This is a genomic window from Pseudomonas sp. B6002, assembly GCF_013385985.1.
Classification (GTDB): Bacteria; Pseudomonadota; Gammaproteobacteria; order Pseudomonadales; family Pseudomonadaceae; genus Aquipseudomonas.
The window spans coordinates 230,374-256,761 of sequence record NZ_JACAOY010000012.1 but is presented as its reverse complement, the minus strand read 5'-3'; the positions used below and the strand labels follow the sequence as shown (position 1 = coordinate 256,761).

Annotated in this window: 25 protein-coding genes and 1 pseudogene; 3 read left to right on the top strand and 23 right to left on the bottom strand. The window is 63.3% G+C overall.

Going from position 1 to position 26,388, the window contains the following annotated elements; all coding sequences use genetic code 11:
• Positions 1 to 10 precede the first annotated feature (10 nt).
• The 19 genes from HX792_RS17280 to HX792_RS17190 are packed head-to-tail and all read right to left on the bottom strand — an operon-like array spanning position 11 to position 16,924.
• Entirely contained in the window at positions 11 to 1,237 is a 1,227-nt protein-coding gene (locus tag HX792_RS17280) for a beta-ketoacyl-ACP synthase (protein ID WP_176997219.1), read from the bottom strand.
• Positions 1,237 to 1,965, bottom strand: coding sequence for a 3-oxoacyl-ACP reductase FabG (gene fabG, locus HX792_RS17275; protein ID WP_176997218.1), 729 nt, complete (start codon positions 1,963 to 1,965; stop codon positions 1,237 to 1,239). The genes HX792_RS17280 and fabG overlap by 1 nt, the downstream gene beginning before the upstream one ends.
• Entirely contained in the window at positions 1,962 to 2,423 is a 462-nt protein-coding gene (locus HX792_RS17270; RefSeq protein ID WP_176997217.1) for a hotdog family protein, read from the bottom strand. Before HX792_RS17270 ends, fabG begins: the two co-directional genes overlap by 4 nt.
• Positions 2,420 to 3,586, bottom strand: a complete 1,167-nt coding sequence (locus tag HX792_RS17265; protein ID WP_176997216.1) for a beta-ketoacyl-[acyl-carrier-protein] synthase family protein — start codon at positions 3,584 to 3,586, stop codon at positions 2,420 to 2,422. The genes HX792_RS17270 and HX792_RS17265 overlap by 4 nt, the downstream gene beginning before the upstream one ends.
• On the bottom strand, positions 3,583 to 4,065 hold the full coding sequence (locus HX792_RS17260) for a hypothetical protein (RefSeq protein ID WP_176997471.1): 483 nt from the start codon (positions 4,063 to 4,065) through the stop codon (positions 3,583 to 3,585). Before HX792_RS17260 ends, HX792_RS17265 begins: the two co-directional genes overlap by 4 nt.
• Entirely contained in the window at positions 4,065 to 4,796 is a 732-nt protein-coding gene (locus tag HX792_RS17255; RefSeq protein ID WP_176997215.1) for a class I SAM-dependent methyltransferase, read from the bottom strand. The genes HX792_RS17260 and HX792_RS17255 overlap by 1 nt, the downstream gene beginning before the upstream one ends.
• On the bottom strand, positions 4,793 to 6,040 hold the full coding sequence (locus tag HX792_RS17250) for a tryptophan 7-halogenase (RefSeq protein WP_176997214.1): 1,248 nt from the start codon (positions 6,038 to 6,040) through the stop codon (positions 4,793 to 4,795). Before HX792_RS17250 ends, HX792_RS17255 begins: the two co-directional genes overlap by 4 nt.
• A 33-nt stretch (positions 6,041 to 6,073) precedes the next feature.
• Complete coding sequence (locus HX792_RS17245) at positions 6,074 to 8,386, bottom strand: MMPL family transporter (protein WP_176997213.1); 2,313 nt, start codon at positions 8,384 to 8,386, stop codon at positions 6,074 to 6,076.
• The gene (locus HX792_RS17240) at positions 8,376 to 9,071 is read right to left on the bottom strand and encodes an outer membrane lipoprotein carrier protein LolA (RefSeq protein WP_176997212.1); all 696 of its coding nucleotides are present in this window, start codon (positions 9,069 to 9,071) and stop codon (positions 8,376 to 8,378) included. The genes HX792_RS17245 and HX792_RS17240 overlap by 11 nt, the downstream gene beginning before the upstream one ends.
• The gene (locus tag HX792_RS17235) at positions 9,068 to 9,493 is read right to left on the bottom strand and encodes a thioesterase family protein (protein WP_176997211.1); all 426 of its coding nucleotides are present in this window, start codon (positions 9,491 to 9,493) and stop codon (positions 9,068 to 9,070) included. The genes HX792_RS17240 and HX792_RS17235 overlap by 4 nt, the downstream gene beginning before the upstream one ends.
• Positions 9,486 to 11,027, bottom strand: coding sequence for a histidine ammonia-lyase (hutH, locus tag HX792_RS17230; protein ID WP_176997210.1), 1,542 nt, complete (start codon positions 11,025 to 11,027; stop codon positions 9,486 to 9,488). Before hutH ends, HX792_RS17235 begins: the two co-directional genes overlap by 8 nt.
• Positions 11,011 to 11,946, bottom strand: a complete 936-nt coding sequence (locus HX792_RS17225) for a glycosyl transferase (RefSeq protein WP_176997209.1) — start codon at positions 11,944 to 11,946, stop codon at positions 11,011 to 11,013. Before HX792_RS17225 ends, hutH begins: the two co-directional genes overlap by 17 nt.
• Entirely contained in the window at positions 11,943 to 12,677 is a 735-nt protein-coding gene (locus HX792_RS17220; protein WP_176997470.1) for a glycosyltransferase family 2 protein, read from the bottom strand. Before HX792_RS17220 ends, HX792_RS17225 begins: the two co-directional genes overlap by 4 nt.
• Before the next feature lie 19 nt (positions 12,678 to 12,696).
• Positions 12,697 to 14,367 (bottom strand): acyl-CoA synthetase family protein, encoded by a 1,671-nt coding sequence (locus tag HX792_RS17215; protein WP_176997208.1) that lies wholly within the window; start codon positions 14,365 to 14,367, stop codon positions 12,697 to 12,699.
• Positions 14,364 to 14,909, bottom strand: coding sequence for a hypothetical protein (locus HX792_RS17210; protein ID WP_176997207.1), 546 nt, complete (start codon positions 14,907 to 14,909; stop codon positions 14,364 to 14,366). Before HX792_RS17210 ends, HX792_RS17215 begins: the two co-directional genes overlap by 4 nt.
• Positions 14,906 to 15,160 (bottom strand): acyl carrier protein, encoded by a 255-nt coding sequence (locus tag HX792_RS17205; protein WP_003187949.1) that lies wholly within the window; start codon positions 15,158 to 15,160, stop codon positions 14,906 to 14,908. The genes HX792_RS17210 and HX792_RS17205 overlap by 4 nt, the downstream gene beginning before the upstream one ends.
• A 9-nt stretch (positions 15,161 to 15,169) precedes the next feature.
• On the bottom strand, positions 15,170 to 15,439 hold the full coding sequence (locus HX792_RS17200) for a phosphopantetheine-binding protein (RefSeq protein ID WP_176997206.1): 270 nt from the start codon (positions 15,437 to 15,439) through the stop codon (positions 15,170 to 15,172).
• Complete coding sequence (locus HX792_RS17195; RefSeq protein WP_176997205.1) at positions 15,417 to 16,229, bottom strand: 1-acyl-sn-glycerol-3-phosphate acyltransferase; 813 nt, start codon at positions 16,227 to 16,229, stop codon at positions 15,417 to 15,419. Before HX792_RS17195 ends, HX792_RS17200 begins: the two co-directional genes overlap by 23 nt.
• Positions 16,205 to 16,924: a beta-ketoacyl synthase chain length factor gene (locus HX792_RS17190; protein WP_176997204.1), complete on the bottom strand. Its 720-nt coding sequence runs from the start codon at positions 16,922 to 16,924 to the stop codon at positions 16,205 to 16,207. Before HX792_RS17190 ends, HX792_RS17195 begins: the two co-directional genes overlap by 25 nt.
• Positions 16,925 to 17,272: 348 nt before the next feature.
• Between HX792_RS17190 and HX792_RS17185 the strand changes: the two genes are divergently transcribed.
• Positions 17,273 to 18,043, top strand: coding sequence for a ParA family protein (locus HX792_RS17185; RefSeq protein WP_028615448.1), 771 nt, complete (start codon positions 17,273 to 17,275; stop codon positions 18,041 to 18,043).
• Positions 18,044 to 18,141: 98 nt separating this feature from the next.
• Here the strand turns inward: HX792_RS17185 and trxC are convergent, their stop codons facing one another.
• On the bottom strand, positions 18,142 to 18,576 hold the full coding sequence (trxC, locus tag HX792_RS17180; protein ID WP_012721842.1) for a thioredoxin TrxC: 435 nt from the start codon (positions 18,574 to 18,576) through the stop codon (positions 18,142 to 18,144).
• Positions 18,577 to 18,810: 234 nt separating this feature from the next.
• Here trxC and HX792_RS17175 point away from each other — a divergent pair.
• Both HX792_RS17175 and HX792_RS17170 read left to right on the top strand, forming a co-directional pair.
• Positions 18,811 to 19,098 (top strand): annotated as a pseudogene (locus HX792_RS17175) (type II toxin-antitoxin system HigB family toxin).
• A 5-nt stretch (positions 19,099 to 19,103) separates the two neighbouring features.
• The gene (locus HX792_RS17170; protein WP_176997203.1) at positions 19,104 to 19,505 is read left to right on the top strand and encodes a transcriptional regulator; all 402 of its coding nucleotides are present in this window, start codon (positions 19,104 to 19,106) and stop codon (positions 19,503 to 19,505) included.
• Between the two features lie 30 nt (positions 19,506 to 19,535).
• On the opposite strand, the gene selO is transcribed toward HX792_RS17170, so the two are convergent.
• Genes selO through HX792_RS17155 form a run of 3 tightly spaced genes read right to left on the bottom strand, consistent with a single transcriptional unit; the run spans position 19,536 to position 26,181 of the window.
• A complete protein-coding gene (selO, locus tag HX792_RS17165; RefSeq protein ID WP_176997202.1) occupies positions 19,536 to 20,999 on the bottom strand; it encodes a protein adenylyltransferase SelO in 1,464 nt (487 codons plus the stop codon).
• A gap of 48 nt (positions 21,000 to 21,047) precedes the next feature.
• Positions 21,048 to 24,386: a mechanosensitive channel MscK gene (gene mscK / locus HX792_RS17160; protein ID WP_176997201.1), complete on the bottom strand. Its 3,339-nt coding sequence runs from the start codon at positions 24,384 to 24,386 to the stop codon at positions 21,048 to 21,050.
• A 52-nt stretch (positions 24,387 to 24,438) separates the two neighbouring features.
• Positions 24,439 to 26,181 carry a potassium/proton antiporter gene (locus tag HX792_RS17155; RefSeq protein ID WP_176997200.1) on the bottom strand — a complete coding sequence of 581 codons (1,743 nt, stop codon included), beginning with the start codon at positions 26,179 to 26,181 and terminating at the stop codon, positions 24,439 to 24,441.
• Positions 26,182 to 26,388: the final 207 nt, after the last annotated feature.

Sequence of the window (26,388 nt, the reverse complement as noted above, 5' to 3'; positions counted from 1 at the left end):
GATTTAACAGTCAGGACCAGCGGCGAAAGATCAGCGACGTGTTGACGCCGCCAAAGGCAAAGTTGTTGTTCATCACGTAGTCGTGGTGCATCTCGCGAAATTCACCCTGCAGGTAATCCAGCTCGCCGCATTGCGGGTCCACCGAATCCAGGTTGAAGGTGTGCACGTACTGGTTGCGGTTCATCATCTCGATGCTGAACCACGACTCCAACGCTCCGCATGCGCCCAGGGTGTGGCCGAGAAAGCTCTTCTGCGAGCTGATGGGCATGCGGCTACCGAACAGGCTGCTGGTGGCCAGGGTCTCGGCGATGTCGCCCTGGTCGGTAGCGGTGCCGTGACCGTTGACGTAGCCGATGGCAGACGGCTCCAGCCCGGCGTCTTCCAGCGCCAGTTCCATCGCGCGGCGCATGGTTTTCTGCTCGGGGCGAGTGGTGTGCTGGCCGTCGGCGTTGCTGCCGAAACCGACCAGTTCAGCATGGATATGCGCCCCACGGGCCAACGCATGCTCCAGCTCTTCGAGGACCAGCATGCCGCCGCCTTCGCCGATCACCAGGCCATCGCGGCCGCTGTCGTAGGGGCGCGGGCTGGTTTGCGGTGCATCGTTTTTCAGGCTGGTGGCGTACAGCGCGTCGAACACCATGGCTTCGGTCGGGCACAGCTCTTCGGCGCCCCCGGCGAGCATCAACGGCAAGCGCCCGAACTTGATCGCCTCGTAGGCATACCCGATGCCTTGGCTGCCGCTGGTGCAGGCGCTGGAGGTGGGGATCAGCCGCCCGGTGAGGCCAAAGAAGATGCTGATATTCGCTGCCGTGGTGTGCGGCATCATGCGCACGTAGGAGTTGGCATTCAGCCCCTCGGCCACCGAGTTCAGCAGCATATTGCCGAACGCCTTGATCTCATCGGTGCTGCCGGTGGACGAGCCACAGGCCACGCCCATGCGCCCGTCCTTGATCGACTCGTCGCCGAGCAAACCCGCGTCCTGCAACGCCTGCTCAGCGGCCCACACGGCCAGGCGCGAAACACGGCCCATGCTACGCAGCTGCTTGCGCGTCCAGTGGGCGGGCACGACGAAGTCGTCGATCGGCCCGGCCAAGCGCGTGTTCAATTCGGTAAACCGGTCCCACTCGTCCATGCGCCGGATGCCGCTGCGGTTGGCACGAAAGTTGGCGGCGATGGTCTCCCAGTCGCCACCCAGGGAGGTCATACCGGCCATGCCGGTCACTACAACGCGCTTCATCAGCACAGGCCTCCGTTCACGGCCAGCACCTGGCGCGTGATGTAGCCGGCCTCGGCCGACATCAGGAAATTCACCGCGCCGGCCACCTCTTCCGGGGTGCCCATGCGCTGCGCGGGGATCATCTTCATCAGCTCTTCCACCGGCACGTTCTCATCGAGCATGGCGGTGTCGATCAGGCCAGGTGCCACGCAGTTGACCGTGATCTTGCGCTTGCCCAGCTCGATGGCCAGGGCCTTGGCGGCGCCGATCAAGCCGGCCTTGGACGCGCTGTAGTTGACCTGGCCACGGTTGCCGATCAAGCCGGACACCGACGTGATGCACACGATACGCCCGGCCGCGCGACGTCGGATCATCGGCATCATCACCGGGTGCAGCACGTTGTAGAAACCGTCGAGGTTGGTGCGCATCACCACGTCCCAGTCGTCTTCCGACAGGGCCGGGAACGCGCCGTCGCGGGTCAGGCCGGCGTTGAGCACCACGCCGTAGTAGGCGCCATGCTGCTCCACATCGGCTTCGAGGATTGCCTTGCACGCGGCACGGTCCGCCACATCGAACTGCAGCACCCGTGCCTTGCGGCCCAGGGCTTCGATTTCGACTTGCACCGCGTCGGCTTGGGCGCGGCCACTGCGGCAATGCAGCACGATGTCATGGCCGGCCTGGGCCAGGCGCAGGGCGATGGCGCGGCCAATGCCACGGCTGGAGCCGGTGACCAGTACGGATTCAGTCATGGCGTTACGTCCTTCGATTCATCTAAATAGTTGGCCGCCTGGGGCGGTCGGAATACGTTCAAGCGGGCGCTAGCCAAAATGCCATCACCGGTCAGGTGGCATTCGAACACACCCATGCCATTGTCGTCTTCCAGGGAACGCAGGCCGTGGATGGTCAGCTCGGCGCCGGCCGGGAAGTGTTCCACGTTGCACTCGTACTTGCGTGTGCCCAGCAAGAAGCCCAGTTCCACGGCCTCGCCTTTCTGACGCGCACGGCAACCGGCGTAAGCCGCGACGCTTTGCGCCATCAGCTCGATGCCGACCCACGCCGGCAGGCTGCCGTCGTCGCGGTTGAACAGGCCGCCAGGCTTGACGGTGACGCGGGTGTGAACCTGCTCTTCATCGAACGACAGCACCTGGTCGATCAGGATCATGTCGCCCGCGTGGGGCAGCAGTTCAGCGAGTGGCCAATCGATCATGGGGCCTCTGCGATTATCAGGCTGACGTTGTTGCCGCCGAAGGCAAACGAATTGCTCATCAGGCAGCGTTTTTTCAAGGTGTCACCGGCTTGCGCCCAGTGCAGGGCCGGCAGTGCCGGGTCGGCCTGGCCGTCCCACACATGGGGCGGCACCACACCGTGGGCCAGGCTCAACCAGCAGAACGCGGCCTCCAGTGCACCGGCGGCACCCAGGGTGTGGCCGCTCATGGGCTTGGTCGACGAACAGGCCACGCCTTGGGGGAACAGTTGGGCAACCGCCAGGCTTTCCATGGCGTCGTTGTGTTGGGTGGCTGTGCCGTGCAGGTTCAGGTAACCGATCTGCTCGGGCGCAAGTTTGGCGCTGGCCAACGCCTTGCGCATTGCTTGCAGCGCGCCCTTGCCGGTGGGCTCCGGCGCGGAAATATGGTGCGCGTCGCAGCTGGCGCCGCTGCCCAGCAGCGCGATGGGCGCAGTCTCGCGGCTCATCAGGAACAGCACCGCGGCTTCGCCGATGTTGATGCCGTTGCGGTTCACCGAGAACGGGTTGCAACGCTCGCTCGACACCGCTTCCAGCGAGGTAAAGCCGTTAAGCGTCAGCTTGCACAGGCTGTCGACGCCGCCGCAGATCACCGCATCGCACACGCCCAAGTCCAGCAGGCGCTGGGCACTCATCAACGCGCGGGCGCTGGAGGTGCAGGCGGTGGAGATCACATAGGCCGGTCCGCTCAGTTGCAACCAGTCGGCGAGGAAGTTGGCCGGAGCGCTGAGTTCCTGTTGCTGGTAGTCGTAATCACCGGGGAACTGGTTGTCGCGCAGGTAATGCGCAATGCCACGGCTCGCCTCATCGATACCCGACGTGCTGGTACCGAGCACAATGCCGACCCGCGAGGCGCCATAGGTGTCGATGGCCTGGCGGATCTGTGCCTCAATCTGCAGCGCCGCTTCCAGCAACAGCTGGTTATTCCGGCTGCTTTGCTGGTTCAGCTCCGTTGGGATGGTCGCCAGTTCACCCGGCACGCCGGCCACCGGCAGCACACGGTCCGGTACCCAGCCGCTTTCGGCGCGCATGCCCGAGCAGTCACCGGCAAACAGGCTGCGGCTGACTTCGTCCTGGCCACGGCCGAGGGCGCAGATTACGCCGAGGGCGTTGAGGTAGGCGGTCATCGTGCGGCCCCCAGCGGGCTGATGCGGTAGCTCAACGGTTGCCCGCTCATGTTCACACTGAAGACCTCAGACGACTGGTACACGATCTGCCAGTGGCCGGGCAGCGTGCGGGTAAGGTCCATGGCCTGCGCGGTGGGGTACAGCTTTCGCACATCGTCCGCCGACGTCAGGGCGAATAACAGTGCGGCGAACAAGTCCCGTGCCTGGGGGTTGGGCGGCAGCAAGCCGTCGGCTTGCCACTGACCGTCGACCAGCTTCTGCCGGGCCTGGGGAATGCCCAGCGGGTCCATCATCGACCAGCGAATCGCCGCGCCTTCGCGCTGGATCACCAGCAACCAGTCCTGGCTTTGACCGTCTGCCTGGCGCTGCACATGCAGCTGCATGGGCAGCGCCAGGGCCGGGATTTTTTCGGGCAGCGGTGGCTGGCTGGCGCAGGCGCTCAGCAGTAACAGGCAGCCCATCAACAACAGACGGATCATCATTCAGGGCTCGCCAAGGGTTTGCGCGCCACGCAGTTGACCAGGGTTTCCTCACGCTGGCCCACCGGTGGCGGGTTGCGCAGGCCCCAGCGTTCCAGCAGGCCGAAATCGCTGGAGCGGCTCCACCACAGGTACGGGTAGGAGACGTTCTGCGGGCCAAATTCGAAGCCCTGATCGCGCAGCATCTCCAGGTATTCCTCGGCGCTTTTTTGCACGTGCATGGGGTGGCGGAACAGCCAGCGAATTACCCAGGTGTCGATGTACGCCTCGGTGGATTCGGCAAACAGCAAATAACCGCCCGGCTTGAGCACGCGGTAGAACTCTTTCAGTGCGCGATGCTGCTCGACCAGGTGGTGGAAGGTCTGGTGGCAAAACAGGATGTCGACGCTTGCGTCCGGCACATCAAGGGTGGCGCAGTCGCTGCCGATCAGCTGCACATCCAGGCCCTGGCGCGCGGCTTCGGCCTTGCTCAGTTCCAGACTGTGGGGGTCGGCGTCCAGGCCGATCAGGTGGGCAGGGGCGAACACCTGCTGCAACAGCTTGAAGGATTTGCCCTGACCGCAGCCGGCGTCCAGTAGCACCGGCGCCACCGGCAGCGGCTCGCTGAACAGGCTGCGCAAGTCGTTGATCGCCACACGCAGCACATGGTGTTGCCAAGTGTGGCTGCGCAGGAACCAGAACCCGAACCTGGTTTCTTCGACGTAGTTTTTACTGAGGTATTGAGTGCTCACGCGGCATCCCCTGCACAAATCTGCGACAACATCCGTAGCCGTCGCTTGGGTTCACTGACAAACGGATTGCGCTCGTCCCACGCATAGCCGGCGAGGATCGAGCTGATCATCCGGCGAATCTCGGGCGAGCTGCCCGGGTGGAAAATCACATCCTGGAAGGTGCCGGCATACCAGCCTTCGACGTAGCAACGGAAGGTGTCGACACCGCGCTTCAATGGCTCGGCAAACTCGGTTTGCCAGTCCACCGTCTCGCCGTTCAGTTGGCGATGCAGCAGCCCTGCGGCCATGCTCGCCGAGCGCATGGCGATGGTCACGCCGGAAGAGAATACCGGGTCGAGGAACTCCGCCGCGTTGCCCAACAGGGCAAAGCCCGGGCCGTGCAGGCTTTTGACGTTGGCCGCATAACCGCCGATGGTGCGCGCCGGGGTGTCCCACACGGCGTTTTTCAGCACGCCGGACAGGCTAGGGGTTTCGTCGATGAAACCGCGCAGGCAGGCATCGAGGTCACTGTCGCGGCCGTCGAAATGCTCCTTGGCTGCGACCACCCCCACCGAGCAACGGCCGTTGCTGAACGGGATGGTCCAGAACCAGATATCGCGTTGGGTCGGGTGTGTGGTGACGAGGATCTTGGTGCGGTCGAAGCCTGGGTGTTCGATGCGGTCTTCGACGTGGGTGAACACCGCCTGGCGCACCGGGAAATCCGACGGTACATCCAGGTCCAGCAGGCGCGGCAGCACGCGGCCGTAACCGCTGGCATCCAACACGAACTTGGCCTTGAGGTGGTACTCGCTGCCGTTCTCGCGGCGCACGTGCAGGTAGCGGCAATCGCCGTTGAAGTCCACGCCGACGATGGTTTCGCCGTAGCGGATTTCCACCCCCTGCAGCGCGGCCTGGTCAGCCAGCAACTTGTCGAAGTCGCCGCGCTGCACCTGGAAGGTGGTGGGCTTGCCGTTGCTGAAGGTGTCGCTGAAATCAAACGCACTGTAGCGCTCGCCCCAGGCGAACGCGGCGCCGGTTTTCAACTGGAACCCCGCGGCCTGCACGGCGTCGAGCATGCCGGCTTCTTCGATGAAGTCGATGCAGTGGGACAGCAGGCTTTCGCCAATGGAGAAGCGTGGAAAGTGCTGGCGCTCGATGACCAGCACGTCATGCCCTTTGCGCTTGAGCAGGGCTGCCGCGATGGCGCCGGACGGCCCGGCGCCGATCACCACGACCTGGCGACGTTCCATTTCAACTGTGGGCACGAGGGCTCCTTGCCGCGTTGGCGATAATCGGGTTCATGAGGCGTGCTTCTGATGGCCGGCCCAGGGCGCCAGCATAAAGCTGAATGCCAAGCCCAGGCTGACCGACAGGCCGAAATTGCTCACCGCGGGCGTGCTGGAAATCGCCAGCAGGCCGAATGATAGCCAGGTGGTCAGCGCGGCCAGCAGCGTCCCCAGCAGGCTGACTGCTGCGCCGCCGATCTGTTCGCGCATCAGGATCGCGTAATCCACGCTGATGGCGGTGACCAGCAGCAGGCCGAACAGGCTGAACAGGGTCAGTGGCTGGCCCAGCCAGCCGAGGCTGGCCAGGCTGCACAGCGCGGCCAGCAAGGGCAGCGCGACGATGCGCAAGGCGCCGCCGAAACCGAAGGGCAGTATCAGCAGCAACACGATCAGCACGCACGACATCAACTTCAATTCGGCGGCGCTGATCTGCGTGTCGGCAAATACCCGGTTCAAGTCACCGAGGCGATCCACCAATTGCACCCCGGGCAGGTCCACCGCCTGCACCCGCAGCAGCGCCGGGTTGCTCAAGCCTTGCAGGCTGACCATGGCGGCGACACCGCCATCCACCGGCCCCAGCCACAGCGTGCGCCAGGGTTCGGCGAGCGGGCCGACCAGTGCGGCGTCGATGTCTTGGGTGGGCAGTGCTTGCAGTTGTGCGACCTCGGCTTGCAAGGCCGCAGCGGGCACGCCGAGGTCGAGCAGCGGCTGCCAGTGTTGTGGCAACGCGTTCAGCGCATCCTGCAGGCGTTGTTGTTCGGCGGGCAGGCTGACCAGTTGGTTGAGCGCCAGGTAACCCTGGAGCTTGTCCATGTTCACCAACTGATCCAGGCGCTGGCCCAGTGCGGCCTGGCGCTCCAGCAACTGCTGCTGGTTGTCGGCCCGCACCAGGAAAAACTGGCTGGTGGGCTGGAACCCGGTGATGCGCGCCACGGCCTGCGCTTCTTGCAGCAACTGCGGCGGTGCACCGATCCACTGGCGGATATCGTTCTTGCTGTTCAAGTGCCACAGGCCGCCGGCGCAAAACAGCAGCACCAGTACCAGCAACACCGGGCTTGGCACGCGCTTGAGCAACGAGGCGCGCATCAGCCACAGGCATTCGGCGATGCGCAGCGGCCATTGCGCCGGGCGCAGCTCGACGCCCTTGAGCAGGGCCGGCAACAGGCACACCGCCGACAAGTATGCGCCCACCAAGCCGGCAGCGGAGAATACGGCGATCTGGGTCAGCGCCGGGAACGGCGTCCAGGCCAGTGCCAGGTAGCCGATGCAACTGGTGGCCAGGCTCAGGCTCAGCCCCGGCAGCGTGATGCGCAGTGCCGGCCAGCTGCGCCAGGGTTGCATACTCCAGCTCTTGGACAGGTAGTGCAGCGGGTAATCCACGGCCACACCAATCAGGCTCGATCCCAGCACCAAGGTCATCACATGCATGTGGCCAAACAGCGCCACACAGGCCACCGCGCCAAACAGCATGCCCACCAGCACCGGCACAAACGCCAGCAGTACACGCCAGCGACGGAACGCCAGCAGCAGCAATAACAGAATGCCCAGGGTGGCGCCGCCGCCGACCCAGGTGATTTCCCGCGTGGCCTGCTGTTGCCCATTGGCGGCATACAACAGGCCGCTGGCAGCGAGCAGTTGCGCACCTTGCCCGCTGGCCTGTTCACGGCTGGCCTTGAGCAGGTCGGCCACCTGTATCGGCAGTTGCATGTCGAAGGCATTGCCCGTGGTGCGTGCGCGCAGCAGCACCCAGCTTTTGCCGTCGGCATCGGCAATCAGGGCACCGCTGCCGATGTCCAACTGCACCGAACCGTGCTGCGGCTGGCTGTTCTGGATGCGTCCGGTCAGGCCCAACCAGTCGTCCTGGCTCGGCACCAGGCTGAACCCGGTGAAGGGGTCGAACAGCGCTTGCACGCGCTGCTGGATAAACGCGTCGGGGTGTTCGATCAGCTGTTCGCGGTCCTTGGCCGAGAGCATCGCCAGGCGCCCGCGCAGCAATTGCTCACGCAGCGCCGGCAGGTCGGATTGCAGGTTCCACTGCACCTTTTCAAACAGCCCGCTGGCCTGCCAGCGTTCGCCCAACTGCTGCGCCACGGTCACGGCTTGTTGGCGGTCGGCGTGCCCGACCAGCACCAGCATTTCGCGGTTCAGGGGCTCCTGCATGCGCTGTTCGGCTTGCTGTTCCAAGGCGTCCGGCGTGTTGCCCGGCACCAATTCCATCAAGTTGGCCGACAACGGCGCGCCATGGCGCCACTGCCAGCCGGCCAGGGCCAGCACAGCCACCAGCAGGATCAGGAACAGGCGCGGTAGCAGGCGCTCACTGGGCAAAGTCGTGTTGCTCCGCATCGCTCAGAGGTTGGTCGGCACGGCTGTCCTGCATGCGCAGCACGGTGCTGTCGCCTTGGGTTTCCAGCAGCTCGATCTTCTGCACCAGCTCGCCACCGTCGATATTGATCTGTGTGAAGACCTGTTTTAACAGCAGCGAGCGCGGGATCAGCGTGAGTTTCCACCCGTTGGCTTCGCCTTGCAGCTGCAATTCGAAGTCGCGCTGCAAGCCACTGCTGTCACCCTGGAGCACGGCGAGGAACAGGCGGTTCTGCTCGGCGCCGGCGCTCTTGTTTGGCAGCAATTGCCAGCCATTGGCGTCACGGCGGGCAATGCCTTGGGCGCTGATGCGGTAGTCCTGTTGCAGCGGGGTCTTGAGCAGCCAGAGCAGGCCGTGGTCCTTGGCCAGCACGAAGGTGCCTTTGCTGACCAGCGGCTGGGGCAGGGCACGCAGGTGCTTTTCCTGGGTGAAGGCGCCGTGGATCACGGAGGGTTTGGCGAGTTGATCGCTGAGCTGTTGCAAGTCGAAAGCATGAGCCAGGCCTGGAATGCTCAACAACAAGATGAGCGCTATCCCTGTGGGAGCGGGCTTGCCCGCGATGAACCCGAGGACGCCGCGGAGTATCAGGCGGATTGCGTTATCGTTAACGACCTTCGCGGGCAAGCCCGCTCCCACAGGGGATCTCATTTCAGGGCTCTCTCGACGGCGTCTGTAAATATCTTGGGGGAGGCCAGCTGCATTTCACGGTTGGCGATTTCCACCGCCACCTGCACCGTGGTTGCACGGGTCAAACGCTCGCCGCTGGCCAGGTCGGTGATCAGGTAATTGACCTTCAAGCGGTTCTCCCATTCCACCAGGCTGGCGCGTACGTTGATCGTCTGGCCGAACACGGCGCCGCGCACGTAGCGCAGCTGCATGTCGATCACCGGCCACGCGTAGCCGGATTCCAGCATAGCCGTGTAGTTATGGCCGATCTTGTCCAGCAACGCGCAGCGCGCCACTTCCAGGTACTTTACGTAGTGCCCGTGCCAGACCACGTTCATGGTATCGACGTCAAAAAACGGCACGAGGATTTCAGTGTCGCAGTGCAGCACGCCCTGGCTACGCATGCAGCCTCCAATGTTGCTCGGCGATGCGTTGCAGGCACAGGCGCAGTTCGCCTTCCAGGGCGCGGTCTTCGATCACCGGCGGGAAGTCTTTGGCGAGTTCTTCATGCATGGCGGCCAGGGCCGGTGGCAATGGGCGGGCGTCTTCGGCCTGGGCGCGCAGCCACACCCCTTGGTTGGCGGCGAGCAAGGTAGCGGCGGCAACCTGTTCGGTCAGCTCCAGCACACGGATCGCATCGCGGGCGGCGATGGTGCCCATGCTCACTTTGTCCTGGTTATGGCATTCGGTGGAGCGCGAGAACACGCTGGCCGGCATGGTGTTTTTCAGGGCTTCGGCGGTCCAGGCGCTGGTGCCGATCTGCACGGCTTTGAAGCCGTGGTTGATCATCGCGCGGTCGGCTGGCGCGCCGGACAGGTTGCTCGGCAGGCCGTGGTTATAACGCACGTCCACCAGCAGCGCGAGCTGGCGGTCGAGCAGGTCGGCCACGTTGGCCACCAGGGTCTTGAGGCTGTCCATGGCGAAGGCGATGTGGCCTCCGTAGAAGTGACCGCCGTGCAGCACGCGCTCTTCTTCGGCATCGATGATCGGGTTGTCGTTGGCGCTGTTCAGTTCGGTTTCGATGAACGAACGCAGCCAGCCCAGGCTGTCGGCCAACACACCCAGCACGTGCGGTGCGCAGCGCAGCGAGTAGCGGTCTTGCAGGCGATGCAGTGGCGCGGTCGGCGCGTCGATGGCCAGGTCCTTGCGCAGCCAGGCAGCCACTTGCATCTGCCCAGGGTGCGGCTTGGCGGCGAACAGGCGCTCGTCAAAGTGTTCCGGGTTGCCTTGCAGCGCCACCACGTTCAGCGCGGTGATGCGCGTGGCTAGTTGCAGCAGGTAGTCGGCGCGGGCGAAGGCCAGGCAGGCCAGGCCAGTCATCACGGCGGTGCCGTTCATCAAGGCCAGGGCTTCCTTGGGGCGCAACACCAGCGGGTCCCAACCCAGTTCGCGGTGCACGTCGGCCGCCTGACGGCGTTCGCCACGGAACATCACTTCGCGTTCGCCGGACAAGGTCGCAGCCACGTAGGACAGTGGTGTCAGGTCACCGCTGGCGCCCACCGAGCCCTCTTCCGGGATCAGCGGCAGCACGTCGTGTTCGAGGAACGCATGCAGACGCTCCAGCAACTCCACGCGCACCCCGGACACGCCATGGCACAGTGACTGCAACCGCGCCGCCAGCACCGCACGGGTGGCTTGGGCGTCGAGCAACTTGCCCAGGCCGCAACCGTGGAAGGTGTACAGGTGACGCGGCAGCGCTTCGACGTGCTGCAACGGCACGGCCACCACGCAGGAGTCGCCGTAGCCGGTGGTCACGCCGTAGATCACGCCTTCCTTGTCCAGCAGCGAGTCGAGGAACTGCGCACCCTTGGCGATGCGCTGGCGATACGCCGCGTCGCCCTGCAATCGGGTAGGCGCCTGACGGTTGGCCAGGGCCAGCACGTCTTCAATGCGCAGGGGGCGTTCGCCAAAGGTTACCGGCTCAAGATGCGTCGTCATCGGTCTTCCAGAAAGGGTAAAAGTTGAACCATTGTTGGGGCGCTTCCAGGCAAAACTGGCCCAGGCGGGCGGCGTAGCGCTCGGTCCACTGGGCGATGACCTGCTCGCGGGTGGTGCGCTTCCATTCGATCAATTCGGCGAACGGCTCGATGGTCAGGCGATAGCGGTTGTTGTGCTTGAGGCACATCAGCAGGTTCACCGGGCATTTGAGCAACCCGGCCAGCAACCACGGGCCTTGTGGGAAGGCGGCGCTGTGACCGAGGAAATCCACGCGGACCGTGCGCCCGCCATGCAGGGGCACTCGATCGCCCGCAATGGCCAGCCATTCGCCTTCGTCCAGGCGCTGGCTGAGCAGCAGCATGGTGGCCGGGTCCAGCTCGCTGACCTGGATCAGGCGCAAATGCGTGGCCCCGGCTTCGCCCAGCAAACGGTTGAATTGTTCGGCGTGCTTGGTGTGCACCAGCACGTTCATGGTGACCTGCTCGCCAAGCTCTGCGAGGGCGCGACACACTTCGAGGTTGCCCAGGTGGGCGCCCACCAACATCTGCCCGCGTTCACCGCGCAGTTGGTTGCGCAATTGCGCCGGGTCGTTGATTTCGATCTGTTCGATGCGCAGCTTGCCGTTCCACACGTCGAGTTTGTCGAGCAAGGAATCGGCGAAGGCCATGAACTGGCCAAAGACGCTTGTGTGGGTGGGGTGCAGCGCGTCTTGCCCGCTCCAGTCGGCCAGGCGCTGCTGGTACTGCCAGGCGCTCTGGCGTGCGGTGCGACCGAACACGAAGAAGTACAGCACGATGCCGTAGAGCACCGGGCTCAGCAGGCGCCGGCCAAGCACTTTGGCGGCGAAGGCGGTGAGTTTCATCAACAGGAAACTGCCGCGCTCCTCGCGGTCAGCCCAGTGCTTGGTGCTATCGCTCATGCTTGCCACCGTCGCCACAGGATCATCGGCGCACGCACCAGCATGCCGAAGAACAGCCGGGTGTGCATGGCCGAGATGCGCACGTTGTCGCGGAACAAGCGAAAGTGCGACAAACCGTCGGCGGGGTAATGCACCCGGGTCGGCAGCCAGCGCATCGGCTGATTGCGCCAGGCCAGGCGCACCAGGATGTCCGAGTCAAAATCCATGCGCGTGCCGATGTACGCCGAGTCCATCAACGCCAGCATCGGTGCCAGCGGGTACACGCGAAAGCCGCACATCGAATCGCGGATCTGCAGCGACAGTGTGTTGATCCACACCCACACGTGGGTCAGGTAGCGCGCATACAGGCGGCCCTTGGGCACGCTGTCGTCGTATTCGGGGTAGCCGCAGATAATGGCGTCGGGGTGACGGCGCGAGGTGTCGAGGAAAGTCTCGACTTCGCGCAGATCGTGCTGGCCGTCGGCGTCCACTTGCAAGGCGTGGCTGTAGCCCAGGCGCGCGGCTTCGCGGAACCCGGCCATGACGGCGCCGCCTTTGCCCTGGTTGCTGGGCAGGGTCAGCAGGGTGACGTTATCCAGGCTTGCAAGTTGTGCCAAGACCGCCGCGCAGGCCGGGCTGCTGCCGTCGTCTACCAGCAGGCATGGCAGGCCGCTGTCCAACAGGCTGTGGACCACGGCCGGCACGGCGGCTTCGTGGTTGTAGACCGGGATCAGGGCGCAGGGATTATGCAAGCCCGCTCGCCACAGAGGCCTATTCACTTGGCATCTCCAGCACGATGCGCCCGCTGGAGCAGGCCGCAATGCCATTGCGATAGGCGAAGTACAACTTGCCGCGTTCCGGGTCGAAGCGCAGGTGCAGTTCGATCACATCGCCCGGGCGCACCAGTTGCTGGAACTTGAGCACTTCCATCCCGGCAAAGGTCGGCGGCAGACCGAGCAATTGCTGGCCCAGATTGAACGCCCATTCCACCTGCACCACGCCCGGCAACACCGGGGTGACCGGGAAGTGCCCGCTGAAATAGGCCAGGTCCGGCGGAACGCTCAGTTGCAAGGTCCATTCGCCATCGGTTTCCACCTGTTCCAGCACTTCCGGGGCTTTCGGGCGTGGCGCCAGCAACAGCGCCTCGACCTGCGCCTGGGGCAATTTGCCTTGGCTGTTCAGGGGTAACTGGCGCAGCAGACGCCAGCGACGGGGCAAGGCCAGCGCCTCGCAATGCTGGCTCAAGTGCTGGCGCAGGGTTTGAGTCAGGGCGCGACGGCCCTGATTGCGCAAGGCGTGCAGGCCATCGGCGCTGAGCACCACCAGTGCGCCGAGGGATGCGCGGTTTTCCTGGACCACACCCAAGCGGGTGTCGGCGACCCACGGGTGGGCCATCAACGCCTGCTCCAGCATGGGCAGGGAGATGCGTTTTTCTTCCAGCTTGACGATGCGGTCCAGGCGCCCGAGCAGCTCGAAACGGCCATCGGCATGAATGCGCGCCGCGTCGGCGGTCTGTTCGATATGGCCGGCAGGCAGATAAGGCGATGCGATGCGCAGGGCGCCGTCGGCATCCTGGCTCAGCACCACGTCGGCGAAGGGCTGCCAGGGCTGTGCACCCTGGCGCCAGGCGATGCCGCCGGTCTCGGAGCTGCCGAGGATTTCCGTCGGCCATTGCTGCAAGCGGTCGTAAAGCTCGCCAGCGGCCTCGACGGGCAAGGCGCCGCCCGACGAAAACACCCGGGACACCTGGCTCAGCGCCGGCCAGTCGAGGTTGTCGCCCATGCGCTTGAGCAGGGCGGGGCTGGCAACCCAGGCGAACTGCGCGTGTTCGCGGCTGGCGCGCTGCAAGTCTTCGGGGAAGGCCAGTTGCTTGCGTACAAAGGTGCGGCCGGCGCACAGCGGCCACAACACGCGAAACAGCAAGCCGTAGATGTGCTGCGTGGCGACGCTGCCGATGATGCAGGCGCGCTTGAGGTCCGGGCCCCACAGGGCTTCCAGCGCCTCGACTTCGTTGGCCAGTTGGCGCAGGGTCTTGTCGATGCGCTTGGGCTCGCCACTGGAGCCAGAGGTGCACAGGCTCAGTTGGCAGGTGTCGAGGTCGAGGGCGGCGGCGCTTAAGGGGGCCTGGTATAGCGCGTCCAGGTCGGCGGCTTCGGTCAGCCAGCTGTCGACGGCCTCGTCCCAGCGTTGGCGGGTCTGCGGTTGCAGGTCGGCAGGCAGCAGCACGCTGACCCCGGCCCGCCAGGCGCCGAGCAGGGCAATCGCCAACTGGCCGGCGTCTTCCAGGTACACGGCCAGGCGTTGGATACCGCGCGCTTGCAGGCCTGCGGCCAGGCTCAGGGCGTGCGCCCACAGCTGGGCATGATTCATGTCAGGTTCGGTGGTGACCGGACGCTGTTCCAGCGGCTCAAGCAGCAAGTGCTCAAGTTTCAATCCATTCATACGCGGCCTCGAACCCTTTGTCGTATCAGCCATTCCACGGCAAACAACAGCCCCATCAACCCGTAGGCGATCAGGCCGTTGTACAACGTCCACCAGCTCAGCGGCGCCCACAGGGTGAGGGCGGCGGCGAGCAGGCCATTACACAGAAAGAACACACTCCACACCACCGTAACCTGGCGGGTGTACACGATGGCATGGGGTGGCAGCACCGGGTCGGTCATGCGTGCCAGGCGCTCCACCATCGGCGGGCCGTATTTGAGGCTCAAGCCGAACAGCGACAACATGAACGCGCTGACCAGGCTCGGGTACCAGCGCAGCAGGTGCGGATTGTCGAACCAGGCCAGCAGCAGGCAGAACACGATGATCGCCACGGCCATCCAGCGGCCGCCGGGGCGGCGTGCGCCGGTGATCGCGCGCAACAGCCACAGGCTGCCCAGCAGCAGGCCGAATTGCCACGGCGCGAAGTGTTCGGTGCCGTAATACACCGCAAAAGGGTACAGCAGGCCCGCCAGCAGCAGGCCCAGGCCGATCAGCCGGCTCATGCGGCAGGCTGGACCAGACGGTACACCGCCTCAACCACATCGTTCACGGTGCGCACGGCCTTGAATTCTTCGGCGGCGATCTTCTTGCCGGTCTGGCGCTTGATATGGTCGATCAAGTCCACGGCATCAATGCTGTCGATTTCCAGGTCCTGGTACAGGTTGGCGTCAAGGGTGACGCGTTCCGGAGGCAGTTCAAACAGTTCCACCAAGGCATCGCGCAGGGTGTTGAAAATATCGTCACGAGTTTGCATGGTCCGGTCTCAAGCTGCCTGTCTGGCCGTGACGAATGCCGCGAGGCTGGCCACGTTGGTGAAGTGATTGCGAGTGTCCTTGGCGTCGGCATCGATCTTGATGCCGTACTTTTTCTGGATCGCCAGGCCCAACTCCAGGGCATCTACCGAATCCAGGCCCAGGCCTTCGCCGAACAGGGTCTGCTCGCTGCCGATGTCGTCGGCGCTGATGTCTTCCAGGCCCAGGGCCTCGATGATCAGCGTCTTTATGTCGTGCTCAAGGCGGTGTCTGTCGCTCATCTTCGGCGAGCTCCTTAATAAAATAGTGATGCAGGTAATCGTTGAGCTTGCGTGAAGCCTGGGGCGCGGGGCCCATTGCGGCGAACGCCTGTGGTTCTATATCGGCACCCACCCGCAAACTGAAGTGCACGCGGCATTTTGGGATGCGATACCAGGGTTCGGCCTTGGTCAGCGTGGTCGGGCTGACCTTGATCACCACGGGGGTGATGATTGTCGCACCCCGCAGCGCGATGGCGGCGCCGCCACGATGAAAGGCAGGCGCCGCGCCGGGTGTGGTGCGGGTGCCTTCGGGAAAGATGATCAGGGTCTGGCCCGTACGCAGGGCGTCGGCGGCGGCGTCAAGCATCTCGGCGCTGCCGTCGTTGCTGATGTAACCGGCTTCGCGCACGGGGCCGCGGGTAAAGGGGTTCTGCCACAGGCTCTGCTTGACCACGCAGTTGGCCTGGCGCACCAGGCCGATCAGGAACACCACATCGATCAGCGACGGGTGGTTGGCAATGATCATCTGGCCCGGACGGCCGAGGTTTTCCGCGCCTTCGACGCTGTAGGTCAACACGCCGGCGCGCTGCATCAGGCGGATGAACAGCCAGAACAGCCAACTGATCGTGTGGCGGGCGCGGCGGCGATGTTTTGCAGCGTCCCCCGGCAGGCAACTGAGCAGCGGGAACACCAGCAAACGCAGGCACAGCCCGCCGAAGCCGAACAGGAAGAAACTGGCGGCGGTGGCGAACAGGCGCCAGTAGTAGGCGTCCCGGGGTTTATCGGTCAGGGCTTGCGTTGCCAGTTCCATACGCGGTTCTTCCAGGCATGTTGGCAGGCGACCTGTTCGGTGAGCAGGGTGCGCAGCAGGTTCAGGGCGTGGGGCCACTGGGTTTGAGTGGGTTGGACAGTGCCGGTGCCGAGTTCCAGCTGCCACTCGTCGCCCGGTGTGAGCAGCAGGCCGAGGGCGTAGGGGAACGGCACGTCGTGGATCCAGCTGGCATAGGCCTTGGGCGGCTGTTCTTCGGTGATCACCAGCAAGACGGCCGGGGCGCCGTCGTTGAGCAGGGCGGCGGCCTCGAGCATGCCGTGTTCCAGGCCGTCGCCTGCGGCGGCGAGGGCGGTCATCTCGCTGGTTTCGTTGCGCAGGATCGACCACAGGCCAATCACCGCATTGTGCACCGACAGGCTGAACTGGGTCGGCGACAGCGGCTGGTCGTTGGCCAGGTCCGTGAGGATGTCGAGGGTGCGCGGGGTTTCGCCGTGACGGGAAATGAACACCAGCGGCAGGTCCTGCAGGCCGTCGGCCAGTGGCCAGCCCACGCTGAACGCCATGCGGGCCAGGCGGCTCAGGCGACGGCGCTGCATGGCCGGCAGGAATGACACGTCGGGGCAGGCTTGGTTGTCGTGCAGCAACACCGGGTTCCGGCACCAGGCATGCCAGTCGTCCGCGCTTTCGAGCCCAGGGGCCCAGGCGCGCCATTGGGCGATGTTGAAAGTGATCACTGAGAAGTTATCCCGCCCCTGCGGGCTTCCATGTGCGGCTGTTGGCCCCGAATACCGGGACAGGGAGCAATGGCCGAATGGCGCGCATTATCCCGGTGCCGTGGGGTTCTAGCAAACTTTGGTAAAGATTTGTTCACGGCTGATTACAATTTGCTTGGAAAGATTTACAGATTGTCCTTTACCAAGGGCCTGACTGGATTGTCGGACCGTTCCTTTTAATCTGTCGGTGACGTATGACAGTGGAAGCATAAAGGACCGCTGATGCAGCAGTGCATGGATGAACGAGGTAGCTAACAGGCGCTTTTGCCCTCTACACTCGGACATTCATTGATACACGGAGGTTTTTCCATGCGGCGTGTGGTGTTCAATCAGAAAGGCGGCGTTGGCAAGTCCAGCATTGCCTGCAACCTGGCGGCTGTCAGCGCCAGCGAAGGTTATCGAACCCTGTTGGTGGACCTCGATGCACAAGCCAACTCGACCCAGTACCTCACTGGCTTGACTGGCGACGATATCCCCATGGGGATTGCGGATTTTTTCAAGCAAACCCTGTCTTCCGGGCCGTTTTCCAAGAAGAACAAGGTCGACATCTACGAAACCCCGTTCGACAACCTGCACGTCATCACCGCGACCCCGGAGTTGGCAGACCTGCAGCCCAAGCTCGAGGCCAAGCACAAGATCAACAAGCTGCGAAAGCTGCTGGATGATCTGAGCGAGGATTACGACCGGATCTACCTCGACACCCCGCCGGCGCTGAACTTTTATGCGGTTTCCGCGTTAATTGCCGCTGATCGTGTGCTGATCCCCTTCGATTGCGACAGCTTCTCGCGCCAGGCGCTCTATGGCCTGCTGGCAGAAATCGAAGAATTGAAGGAAGACCACAACGAAGGCCTCGAAGTGGAAGGCATTGTGGTCAACCAGTTCCAGGCCCGGGCGAGTTTGCCGCAGCAGATGCTCGATGAGCTGATTGCAGAGGGGTTGCCGGTGCTGCCGGTGTACCTGGCCAGCTCCGTGCGCATGCGTGAGTCGCACCAGGAGAGCAAGCCGCTGATCCACCTGGACCCACGGCACAAGCTGACGCAGCAGTTTGTGGAGTTGCATAACCTGCTGGAAAACGCCTGACCTCAAAGGCAGCCCATTCCCCTGTAGGAGCCGGCTTGCCGGCGATGGCGGCCTCGAGATCGCTATCGCCGGCAAGCCGGCTCCTACAATTGATCTGTTTACACGCCTTGGCTACGCAGCCAGCTCATCAGTTGTGGCAACGGAAATGCCCCACTCTGGCGCGCCACTTCGCGGCCGTTCTTGAACAGAATCAAACTAGGGATCGAGCGAATCCCCAACTGCGCGGACAACTGCTGATTCGCCTCGCTGTCGAGCTTGGCCAGCCTGCACTTGCCCGCCAACTGGCCAGCGGCCTGCTCAAACACCGGCGCAAACGATTTACACGGCCCACACCAATCAGCCCATACATCCACCAGCAACGGCAGATCGCCCTTGATCTGGCTGGCGTAGTCGCCCTGTTTCAGCTCAAACGGCTTGTTCAATAACACCGGCTGCTTGCAGCGTCCGCACTTGGGCGCATCACCCAGGCGTTCGCCGGGGATGCGGTTGAGGCCGTTGCAATGGGGGCAGGGGATGACAAGAGGTTCGGACATGGAGGCTCCAACAAAACAGACCAGGAAGGTCTTATTTGGAGTCGTTTCCGAGCATTATCAAGTTCAGGTTGGCGTTGCATATGCTCACAGATTTTTCGGTGGCGATTGCGTCTGTCTATCTAGGCTCTGAAGGCGTGTTCGACAAAGCACCATTGGTCCGTTCGAGGCTATAGCAAATTGCGATAGTTGGCGTTCGGGATTAACCTTCATAGCAAGATGCGATAGGGATGTTGCATGCGAGTGATCAGTGCAAAGCAAATTCGAAATGCCAAGGAAAAATGGCCCTATTCGGCCAGTGCATTGGATGAGTGGTATCGGAAGGTCAAAGTCATCAGCCCTGAAGATTTTGCAGCGTTGAGATCGGTTTTCCCCGCAGTGGACAAGGTAGGCGCGTTGCACGTCTTCAATATCGGTGGCAACAAGTGACGGCTCATTGCGGTTGTGCGCTATCGAATGCAACGCCTCTATATCCGGCATGTGCTGGACCACCGGGAGTACGACAAGGGTAAATGGAAGGAGTAAGTGCAGTGACAGCATTGATCGAGCAAGTAGCTGAGCATTGGCAATATGTGGCGCCTCTGCTGCGCAAGCCTAAAACCGAGGCTGACTACGATGTTCTGGTGGCAGCGCTGGATGAGTTGTTGGATATCGTTGGCGAGGATGAAGCCCATCCGCTGATGGGGCTGGTCGATATCATCGGTGATTGGGTTGAGGCCTATGACGTGGAGCATTGGCCAATGCCCGAAGCGAGCGGTGTCGACGTATTACGGTCAATGATGCAGGAGCATGGTTTGACACAAAGTGACTTGCCTGGAGTCGGCGCTCAATCGGTTGTCTCGGAAATACTGAGTGGAAAACGCCAGCTCAACGTTCGGCAGATTCGTTGGCTGGCGGAGTTCTTCAAGGTGCCGGTGGATATGTTCATCTGACGGTGATCGAAGCGCTGGGTGAACGTCTGCTTAGGACGAACAGCTGATTTCCAGGTGTTTGCCCCAATCCGGTGGCCGTTGTGCGTATTGCTCCATCCCCGCTTGCTCCTCGAATGGCTTGGAAAGCACCTCATGCAGTCGCCGCACCTCGCTGTAATCCCCGGACTCGGCAGCCGCGATAGCGTTCTGCGCCAGGTAGTTGCGCAAGATATACAGCGGGTTCACCCCATGCATTCGCGCACGGCGCTGTTCCTCGCTGTAGTCACCATCCCGTGCAACGCGTGCCTTGTACTGCTCGGCCCAGGCGTCAAACCCGGCCAGGTCGACAAAGTCATCGCGCAATCGCGCCACGGCCAGCGCCGCCGATTCATCCCCCAGGCGCCGGAAGAACAGGGTGTAGTCCACGCCGCTGTTCTGCATCAGCTTCAATAAGCGCTCTACCAACTGCTGGTCATCCTCTTCGGCGGTGGTCAGCCCCAGCCGGCGCCGCATCAAGTCCAGGTAGTTGGCCTGGTACAGCGGCAGGTACAGCCCCAGCGCTTCTTTCAACGCATCGACGTTGATGAACGGCGTCAATGCCTGTGCGAGTGCGCTGAGGTTCCACTGCCCGATCGGCACCTGATTGCTGAAGGAATAACGCCCTTCGTGGTCCGAATGGTTACAAATGAAGTGCGCGTCGAAGTCATCCAGAAACGCAAACGGCCCGAAGTCGAAGGTGATGCCGAGGATCGACATGTTGTCGGTGTTCATCACGCCGTGGCAAAAGCCGTATGCCTGCCACTTGGCGATCAGCTCGGCATTGCGTTCGACGATTTCGCGGAACATCGCCAGGTACGGCTCGGGCTGTTCGCGGCACTCAGGGTAGTGCAAGTTCAATACGTGCTCGGCCAGACGCGCCTGCTGTTCGGGTTTCTTGGTGTAGTAGAAATATTCGAAGTGCCCGAAGCGGATATGGCTGGGCGCCATGCGCAACACCATCGCGCCGCGTTCCTGTTTTTCGCGCCATACCGGGGTGTCGGAGCCGATCACGCACAGCGCACGGCTGCTGGGGATGCCCAGCGCGTGCAGCGCTTCGGAGGCGAGGAACTCGCGGATCGAGGAGCGCAACACGGCGCGGCCATCGCCCATGCGTGAGTAAGGCGTCATGCCAGCGCCCTTGAGGTGCAGGTCCCAGTGCTCGCCGGCCGCGTTGTACACCTCGCCCAGCAACAGGCCACGGCCGTCGCCCAATTGCGGGGTGTAGCCACCGAACTGGTGCCCGGAATAGACCATCGCCCGCGGTTCCGCCTCGGCCCACAGTTTGTGGCCGCCAAACAGCTCGGCAAATACCGGTGTTTCGGCAATAGCGGGGTCAAGGTCGAGCAGGCCCATGGCAGCCTCGCTTGCCACGACCAGGCGTGGGTTATCGAGGGGTTCAGGCAATACGTGGGTCGAGAACGCATCGCCCAGGCGTGCGAAGCGGTTGTCGAAGGTCAGTTCGTCGAGGGCTTTCACCGGCCATCTCCAGCAGAATGTCCGAGCATTCTGCTGGGGATAGCGCGGTTAGTCGAGTTTGCTCGGCGGTGGTTCCTGCACGCCGCCGTCGTTGGCGGGCTTGGCCGGGGTGTCGACTTCCACCAGTTTGTATTCCTGGCCATGGAGGTTCTTGAGGTAGACCTCCATCTGGCGGAACGAAATGTTGATGTGCTCTTTCTTGAACTCGCGGTTGATAAAGCGGTTCACTTCGTCGATCACCGGGTTGCGGTCGCCCAGGTCGCGCACGTGCATGCGCAGTTCGTGGTCGAGGGTGCTTTCGCCGAAGTTGAGGAAGTACACGTGGGGTTCCGGCTCCTTGAGTACCCGTGGGTTATCGCGGGCGGCCTTGAGCAGCAGTTCCTTCACGCGGTCCAGGTCGGAGCCGTAGTCCACGCCAAGTTTCAGGGTGACGCGGGTGATGGTGTCGGTCAGCGACCAGTTGATCAGCTGCCCGGTGATGAAGGTCTTGTTCGGGACAATGATGTCCTTGCGGTCGAAGTCGGTGATGGTGGTGGCGCGGATGCGGATCTTGCTCACCGTGCCCGACAGGTTGCCGATGGTGATGGTGTCGCCAATCCGCACCGGGCGCTCGAACAGGATCATGATGCCGGAGATGAAGTTGGCGAAGATCTCCTGCATCCCGAAGCCCAACCCCACCGACAGCGCCGCCACCAGCCATTGCAACTTGTCCCAACTCACGCCGAGGGTGGACAGGGTGGACACGAAGCCCACGCCGGCAATCACATAGGACAGCAGCGTGGTGGTCGCATAGGCACTGCCCTGGGCCAGGTCCAGCTTGGACAGCACCAACACTTCCAGCAAACCGGGCAAGTTGCGCGCCAGGGCAAAGGTGATGCCGACGATGATCGACGCACCGAGCAAGTCGCCGATGCTGATCGGCACCATGCTGATGTTGGCGCCGGTGCCGCTGGTGTATTCGTAGAGGGTCACGTTGTCCAGGTAGGAGAACACGGTGATCAAGTCTTTCCACACCCAGTACAGCGCCGCGATAAAGCCGCCGAGCAAGGCCAGGCGGATCAGGCGCATGGACTGTTCGTTGACCTGCTCGATGTCCAGGGTCGGTTCTTCGATCACCGCTTCACCGTCGCCGGCTTCCTTGGCCGCCTGGCGCTTGGCCAGGGCGCGGGCATAAGCCAGGCGCCGTGCCGCAACGCCCAGGCCACGCACGAAAGTGGCTTCGATCACCAGCCAGAACATCAGCAGGTAAAGGGTGTTGATCAAGCGGTCGCTGAGCTTGAGCGCGGTGTAGTAGTAGCCGAAGCACACGGCGACAAACAGCGCGATGGGCAGGGCGGTAAACAGCAGGCCCACGGCCTTGCGGAACAACGAGGCTTTTTCGTGGGTCGGGCTGTTCAGCAGCAAGCGGCCCAGCAGCCAGGCCATCAGTGCGTAGCAGGTCAGCACCACGCCGATGCCCAGCACGTCGTCGGCCAGCGCGGCCGGTTGGTGCTCGGCGATGGCCACCACGGCCACCAGGGCCAGTACCACCAGGCCGAGCTTGCGCACCCAGCCTTGCAGGAATTCGACCTGGGGTTTTTCCCAACGGAAGTGCAGTTCGGCCACGCCGCCCGGCGCGAGGATGCGGTAGGCGGTGTAGAACACCATCCACGCCTGGGCAATCTGCAGCAGTGCCGCGCCCAGGTTGGCGTTTTGCCCACGGGCGTCGATCTGCAGCGCGTAGCCGCACAGTGCCAGGCCCAGGGCCACCGGCATGGCCAGCAAGATGTTGATCAGGATGGCCTGGGGCGTGTGCCACTGGCTGTCGCGCTTGAAGTGGCCGATGTCCTGGTGGACTTTGTTCAGGCGTTGATACAGGTTCTTGCGCCGCCACAACAATGCGCCAATCAACAGCAGCAGTGGCAGGAACAGCAGCGGGCGCTGGGTCAGGCCGTCGTACAGTTCGCTGACGCTGGAGGCCCAGGGCAGGGTGGTGACTTGTTTGCTCAGGTGCGCCGGCACGGTTTCCAGCCACTCGGTGTCCAGCGGCTTGTTGCTGGGGATCCAGAACATCTGCTCATCCAGCGTCGCCCGCAGGGTCGTGGCGGTGCTGAGCAATTGTTTCTGGTTGAGCTGCAAGGTGATGGATTCATTGAGCAGTGCGCTCAGTTCACGGCTCAGGCGCTCCAGCAGGTCGCTGCGGGTGATCGCCAGTTCCAGCAGGGTGCGGCGCAATTGCGGGGTCACGTCATCCGGTGGCTGGTTGGCCAGCAGGTTATCCACATAGGTGCTGGGCGAACTGATCAGCTCGCGTTGCTGGTTAACCTCGAACTGGTACAGGCGAATGTTGGCGATATCGTCCGCCAGGTCGCGGTCCACGGTGAGGCGCGGCAGGGCCTGCTTCTGCTTGTAGAGGATCTTGGACAGCAGCAGGCTGCCCTTGAGTACGTTGATCTGCTCGTCCAGGGCGGAATCGCTCTGGGTCACCGTGTCCAGTTGCTGCTTGGTCTGCAGGTTCTTCTGGGTCAGGTCGTTGAGGCGGTCGGTGCTTTTGAGCAGGTAGTCGGAGAGCTTCAGGTTGGCCGCGCTTTCGGTGGCCAACAAGCTGCTGCCCCCGGCCTTTTGCGCCTCGATGGACTGCTGGGTCACGGTCTGTTGGGACTGAGCCAGGCGTTTCTGGTTGATCAGGGTCTGCAGGTCCTGGATCTCTTGTTCCAGGCGTGCAGTCTTTTCCACCACCAGGTCATGCTGGCTGTTGCCCAGGTCTTGCAGTTGGCTGTTGCCGGCCAGTTCCTGGCGGCGCAGCGGGATCAGGGCGTTGAGCGCGGCGAGTTCGGCGTTGAGCTGGTTGCGCTGGTCGCCGCTGAGGGTTTTGCCGTTGTCCTTGCCAACCTTGAGGATCGAATTGATCTGCAGGATGCGGGTCTGGCTGCTGCTGATTTCGGTCTGGGCGCGTTCCGGGCGGGTCTGCGCGGCGATGGTCAGGCTGTTGGCGTCGGCCAGGTCTTTTTGCAGGTCACCTTGCTGGGTGGTGCGCTGCACCAGCAATTGCTCAAGCTGTGGCACCGGCAAGGTGGCGTAACGCTGGGCAACGGGAATGACTTTGGTGGCCTTGAGCCTTACCAGTTCCCGCTGGTTCTCGGTGGTCTGGCGCGGCGCGTCTTCCAGCTGGCGCTTGAGGTCGACCAGGCGCTGCTCGTAATCCTGCTTGTTGCCCAGGTACGTCAGGGTCTGCTGCAGGATGGTCTGCAGTGCCTTCATGTCGGCGTCGGGCAGCTTGCGGTCGGGCAGCTTGTCCAGGGTTTGCTGGATAGCGTCGGCGCTGGGCGGGTCGGCCGCGTGAACGGTGCCGACACAAAGGGTCAGGCCCAGCAGGGCAGTGGCGAGAAACGTGCGCAGGGTTGGCATAGAGACCGGTCGAGCAAAATGAAGAAAAGGGAGCGAATTGTCGCTCCGCAGTTTAGAGGAAGAGTCCGGGGCCCGGGCGACTTCCTTCGGGGAATCTGACGCCGACTTTGCCGATCTTGTTCCCGTCCATGACCGCGACGGTCCAGATGGTGTTGTTCCATTCCACCTGGTCGCCGACGATGGGCGCGCCGCCGACTTTCTGGGTAATGAAACTGCTCAATGGCATGTCCGGGTCGATGCCCTCCAGCTTCAGGCCGTACAAGGCGGAAACCGCGCCCAGCTGGGCGTCGCCTTCGAGTACGAAGTCGCCGAAGAAGCGCAGATCGAGGCCGCGTTGCGGGGCCTGGCTGAACAGTTTGCCCAGGGCCGGCAGGTTATGTTCGTGGCCGATCACGCAGAGCAGATCGCCGACTTCCAGCACGGTACTACCCGACGGGTGGAGCAGTTGCTGGCCACGGAACAGTGCCGCGATCCGCGTGCCTTCGGGCATTTTCAGCTCGCGCAGGGCTGCGCCGATGCACCATTTTTCCGCACCCAGGCGGTAGACGAACAGCTCCCACTCGCTGGTGACGTGCACTTCCAGGGCGGCGCGGGAGATCGGCGCCGGGTCTGGCGGTACGGTCACTTTCAGCAGCTTGGCCACCCACGGCAGGCTGGTGCCTTGCACCAATAGGGAGACCAGCACGATAAAGAACGCCAGGTTGAAGTACAGCTGTGCGTGGGGCAGGCCGGCCATCAGCGGGAACACCGCCAAAATGATCGGGACCGCGCCACGCAGACCGACCCAGGCGATAAAGGCTTTTTCGCGACCATGGAACGCCTTGAACGGCAGCAGGCCGACCATCACCGACAGCGGCCGCGCAAACAGAATCATCCACAGCGCCAGGCCCAGGGCCGGCAGGGCAATCGGCAGCAGGTCATGGGGCGTGACCAACAGGCCCAGCACCAAAAACATGCCGATCTGTGCCAGCCAGGCCATGCCGTCGAGCATATGCAGAATGCCGTGGCGGCTGCGCACCGGGCGGTTGCCGATCACCAGGCCGCACAGGTACACGGCGAGGAAGCCGCTGCCGTGCAGGGCGTTGGTCAGGGCGAACACCACCAGGCCGCCGGCGATCACCAGGATCGGGTACAGGCCGGTGGCCAGGTTGATCCGGTTGACCATCTGCAGCATCAGCCAGCCGCCGCCCAGGCCGACGATGCCACCGATGCCGAACTCGCGCACCAGGTGGGTCAGCAGGCTCCAGTGCAGGCCGGTCTGGCCGCTGGCGAGCATGTCGATAAGGGTGACGGTGAGGAACACCGCCATCGGGTCGTTGCTGCCGGACTCGATTTCCAGGCTGGCGGTGACCCGTTCGTTCAGGCCCTTGCCGCCGAGCAGCGAGAACACCGCCGCGGCGTCCGTGGAGCCGACGATGGCGCCGATCAGCAAGCCCTGGATGATATTGAGGTTGAACAACCAGGCGGCGGCCATGCCGGTGAGGCCGGTGGTAATCAACACCCCCACCGTGGCCAGCGACAGCGCCGGCCAGAGTGCCACGCGGAAACTCGCCACCCGGGTACGCAGGCCGCCGTCGAGCAGGATCACGGCCAGTGCGAGGTTGCCCACCAGATAGGCGGTCGGGTAGTTGTCGAAGATGATGCCGCCGCCGTCGACACCGGCGACCATGCCCACGGCCAGGATGATCACCAGGATGGGGATCCCCAGGCGGGACGAAAGAGAACTCACCAGAATGCTCGCACCCACCAGCAACGCGCCGATCAAGAACAGGCTGTTGATGGTCGTCGCATTCAAAGGCAGTACTCCATGAGCAATAAGGACGAGACGCAAACTGACCATGCAGTCTGCGTGCCAGCGATTCTAACCTGTTGAATTGCTGCGCTGTCAAAAAGCTTTTAAGGGCATACGTCGATCTAATGTGGGAGTGATCCATGTGGGAGCTGGCTTGCCTGCGATAGCGGTCTGCCAGTTAAAGAGATGCAGGCTGGCCCACCGCCATCG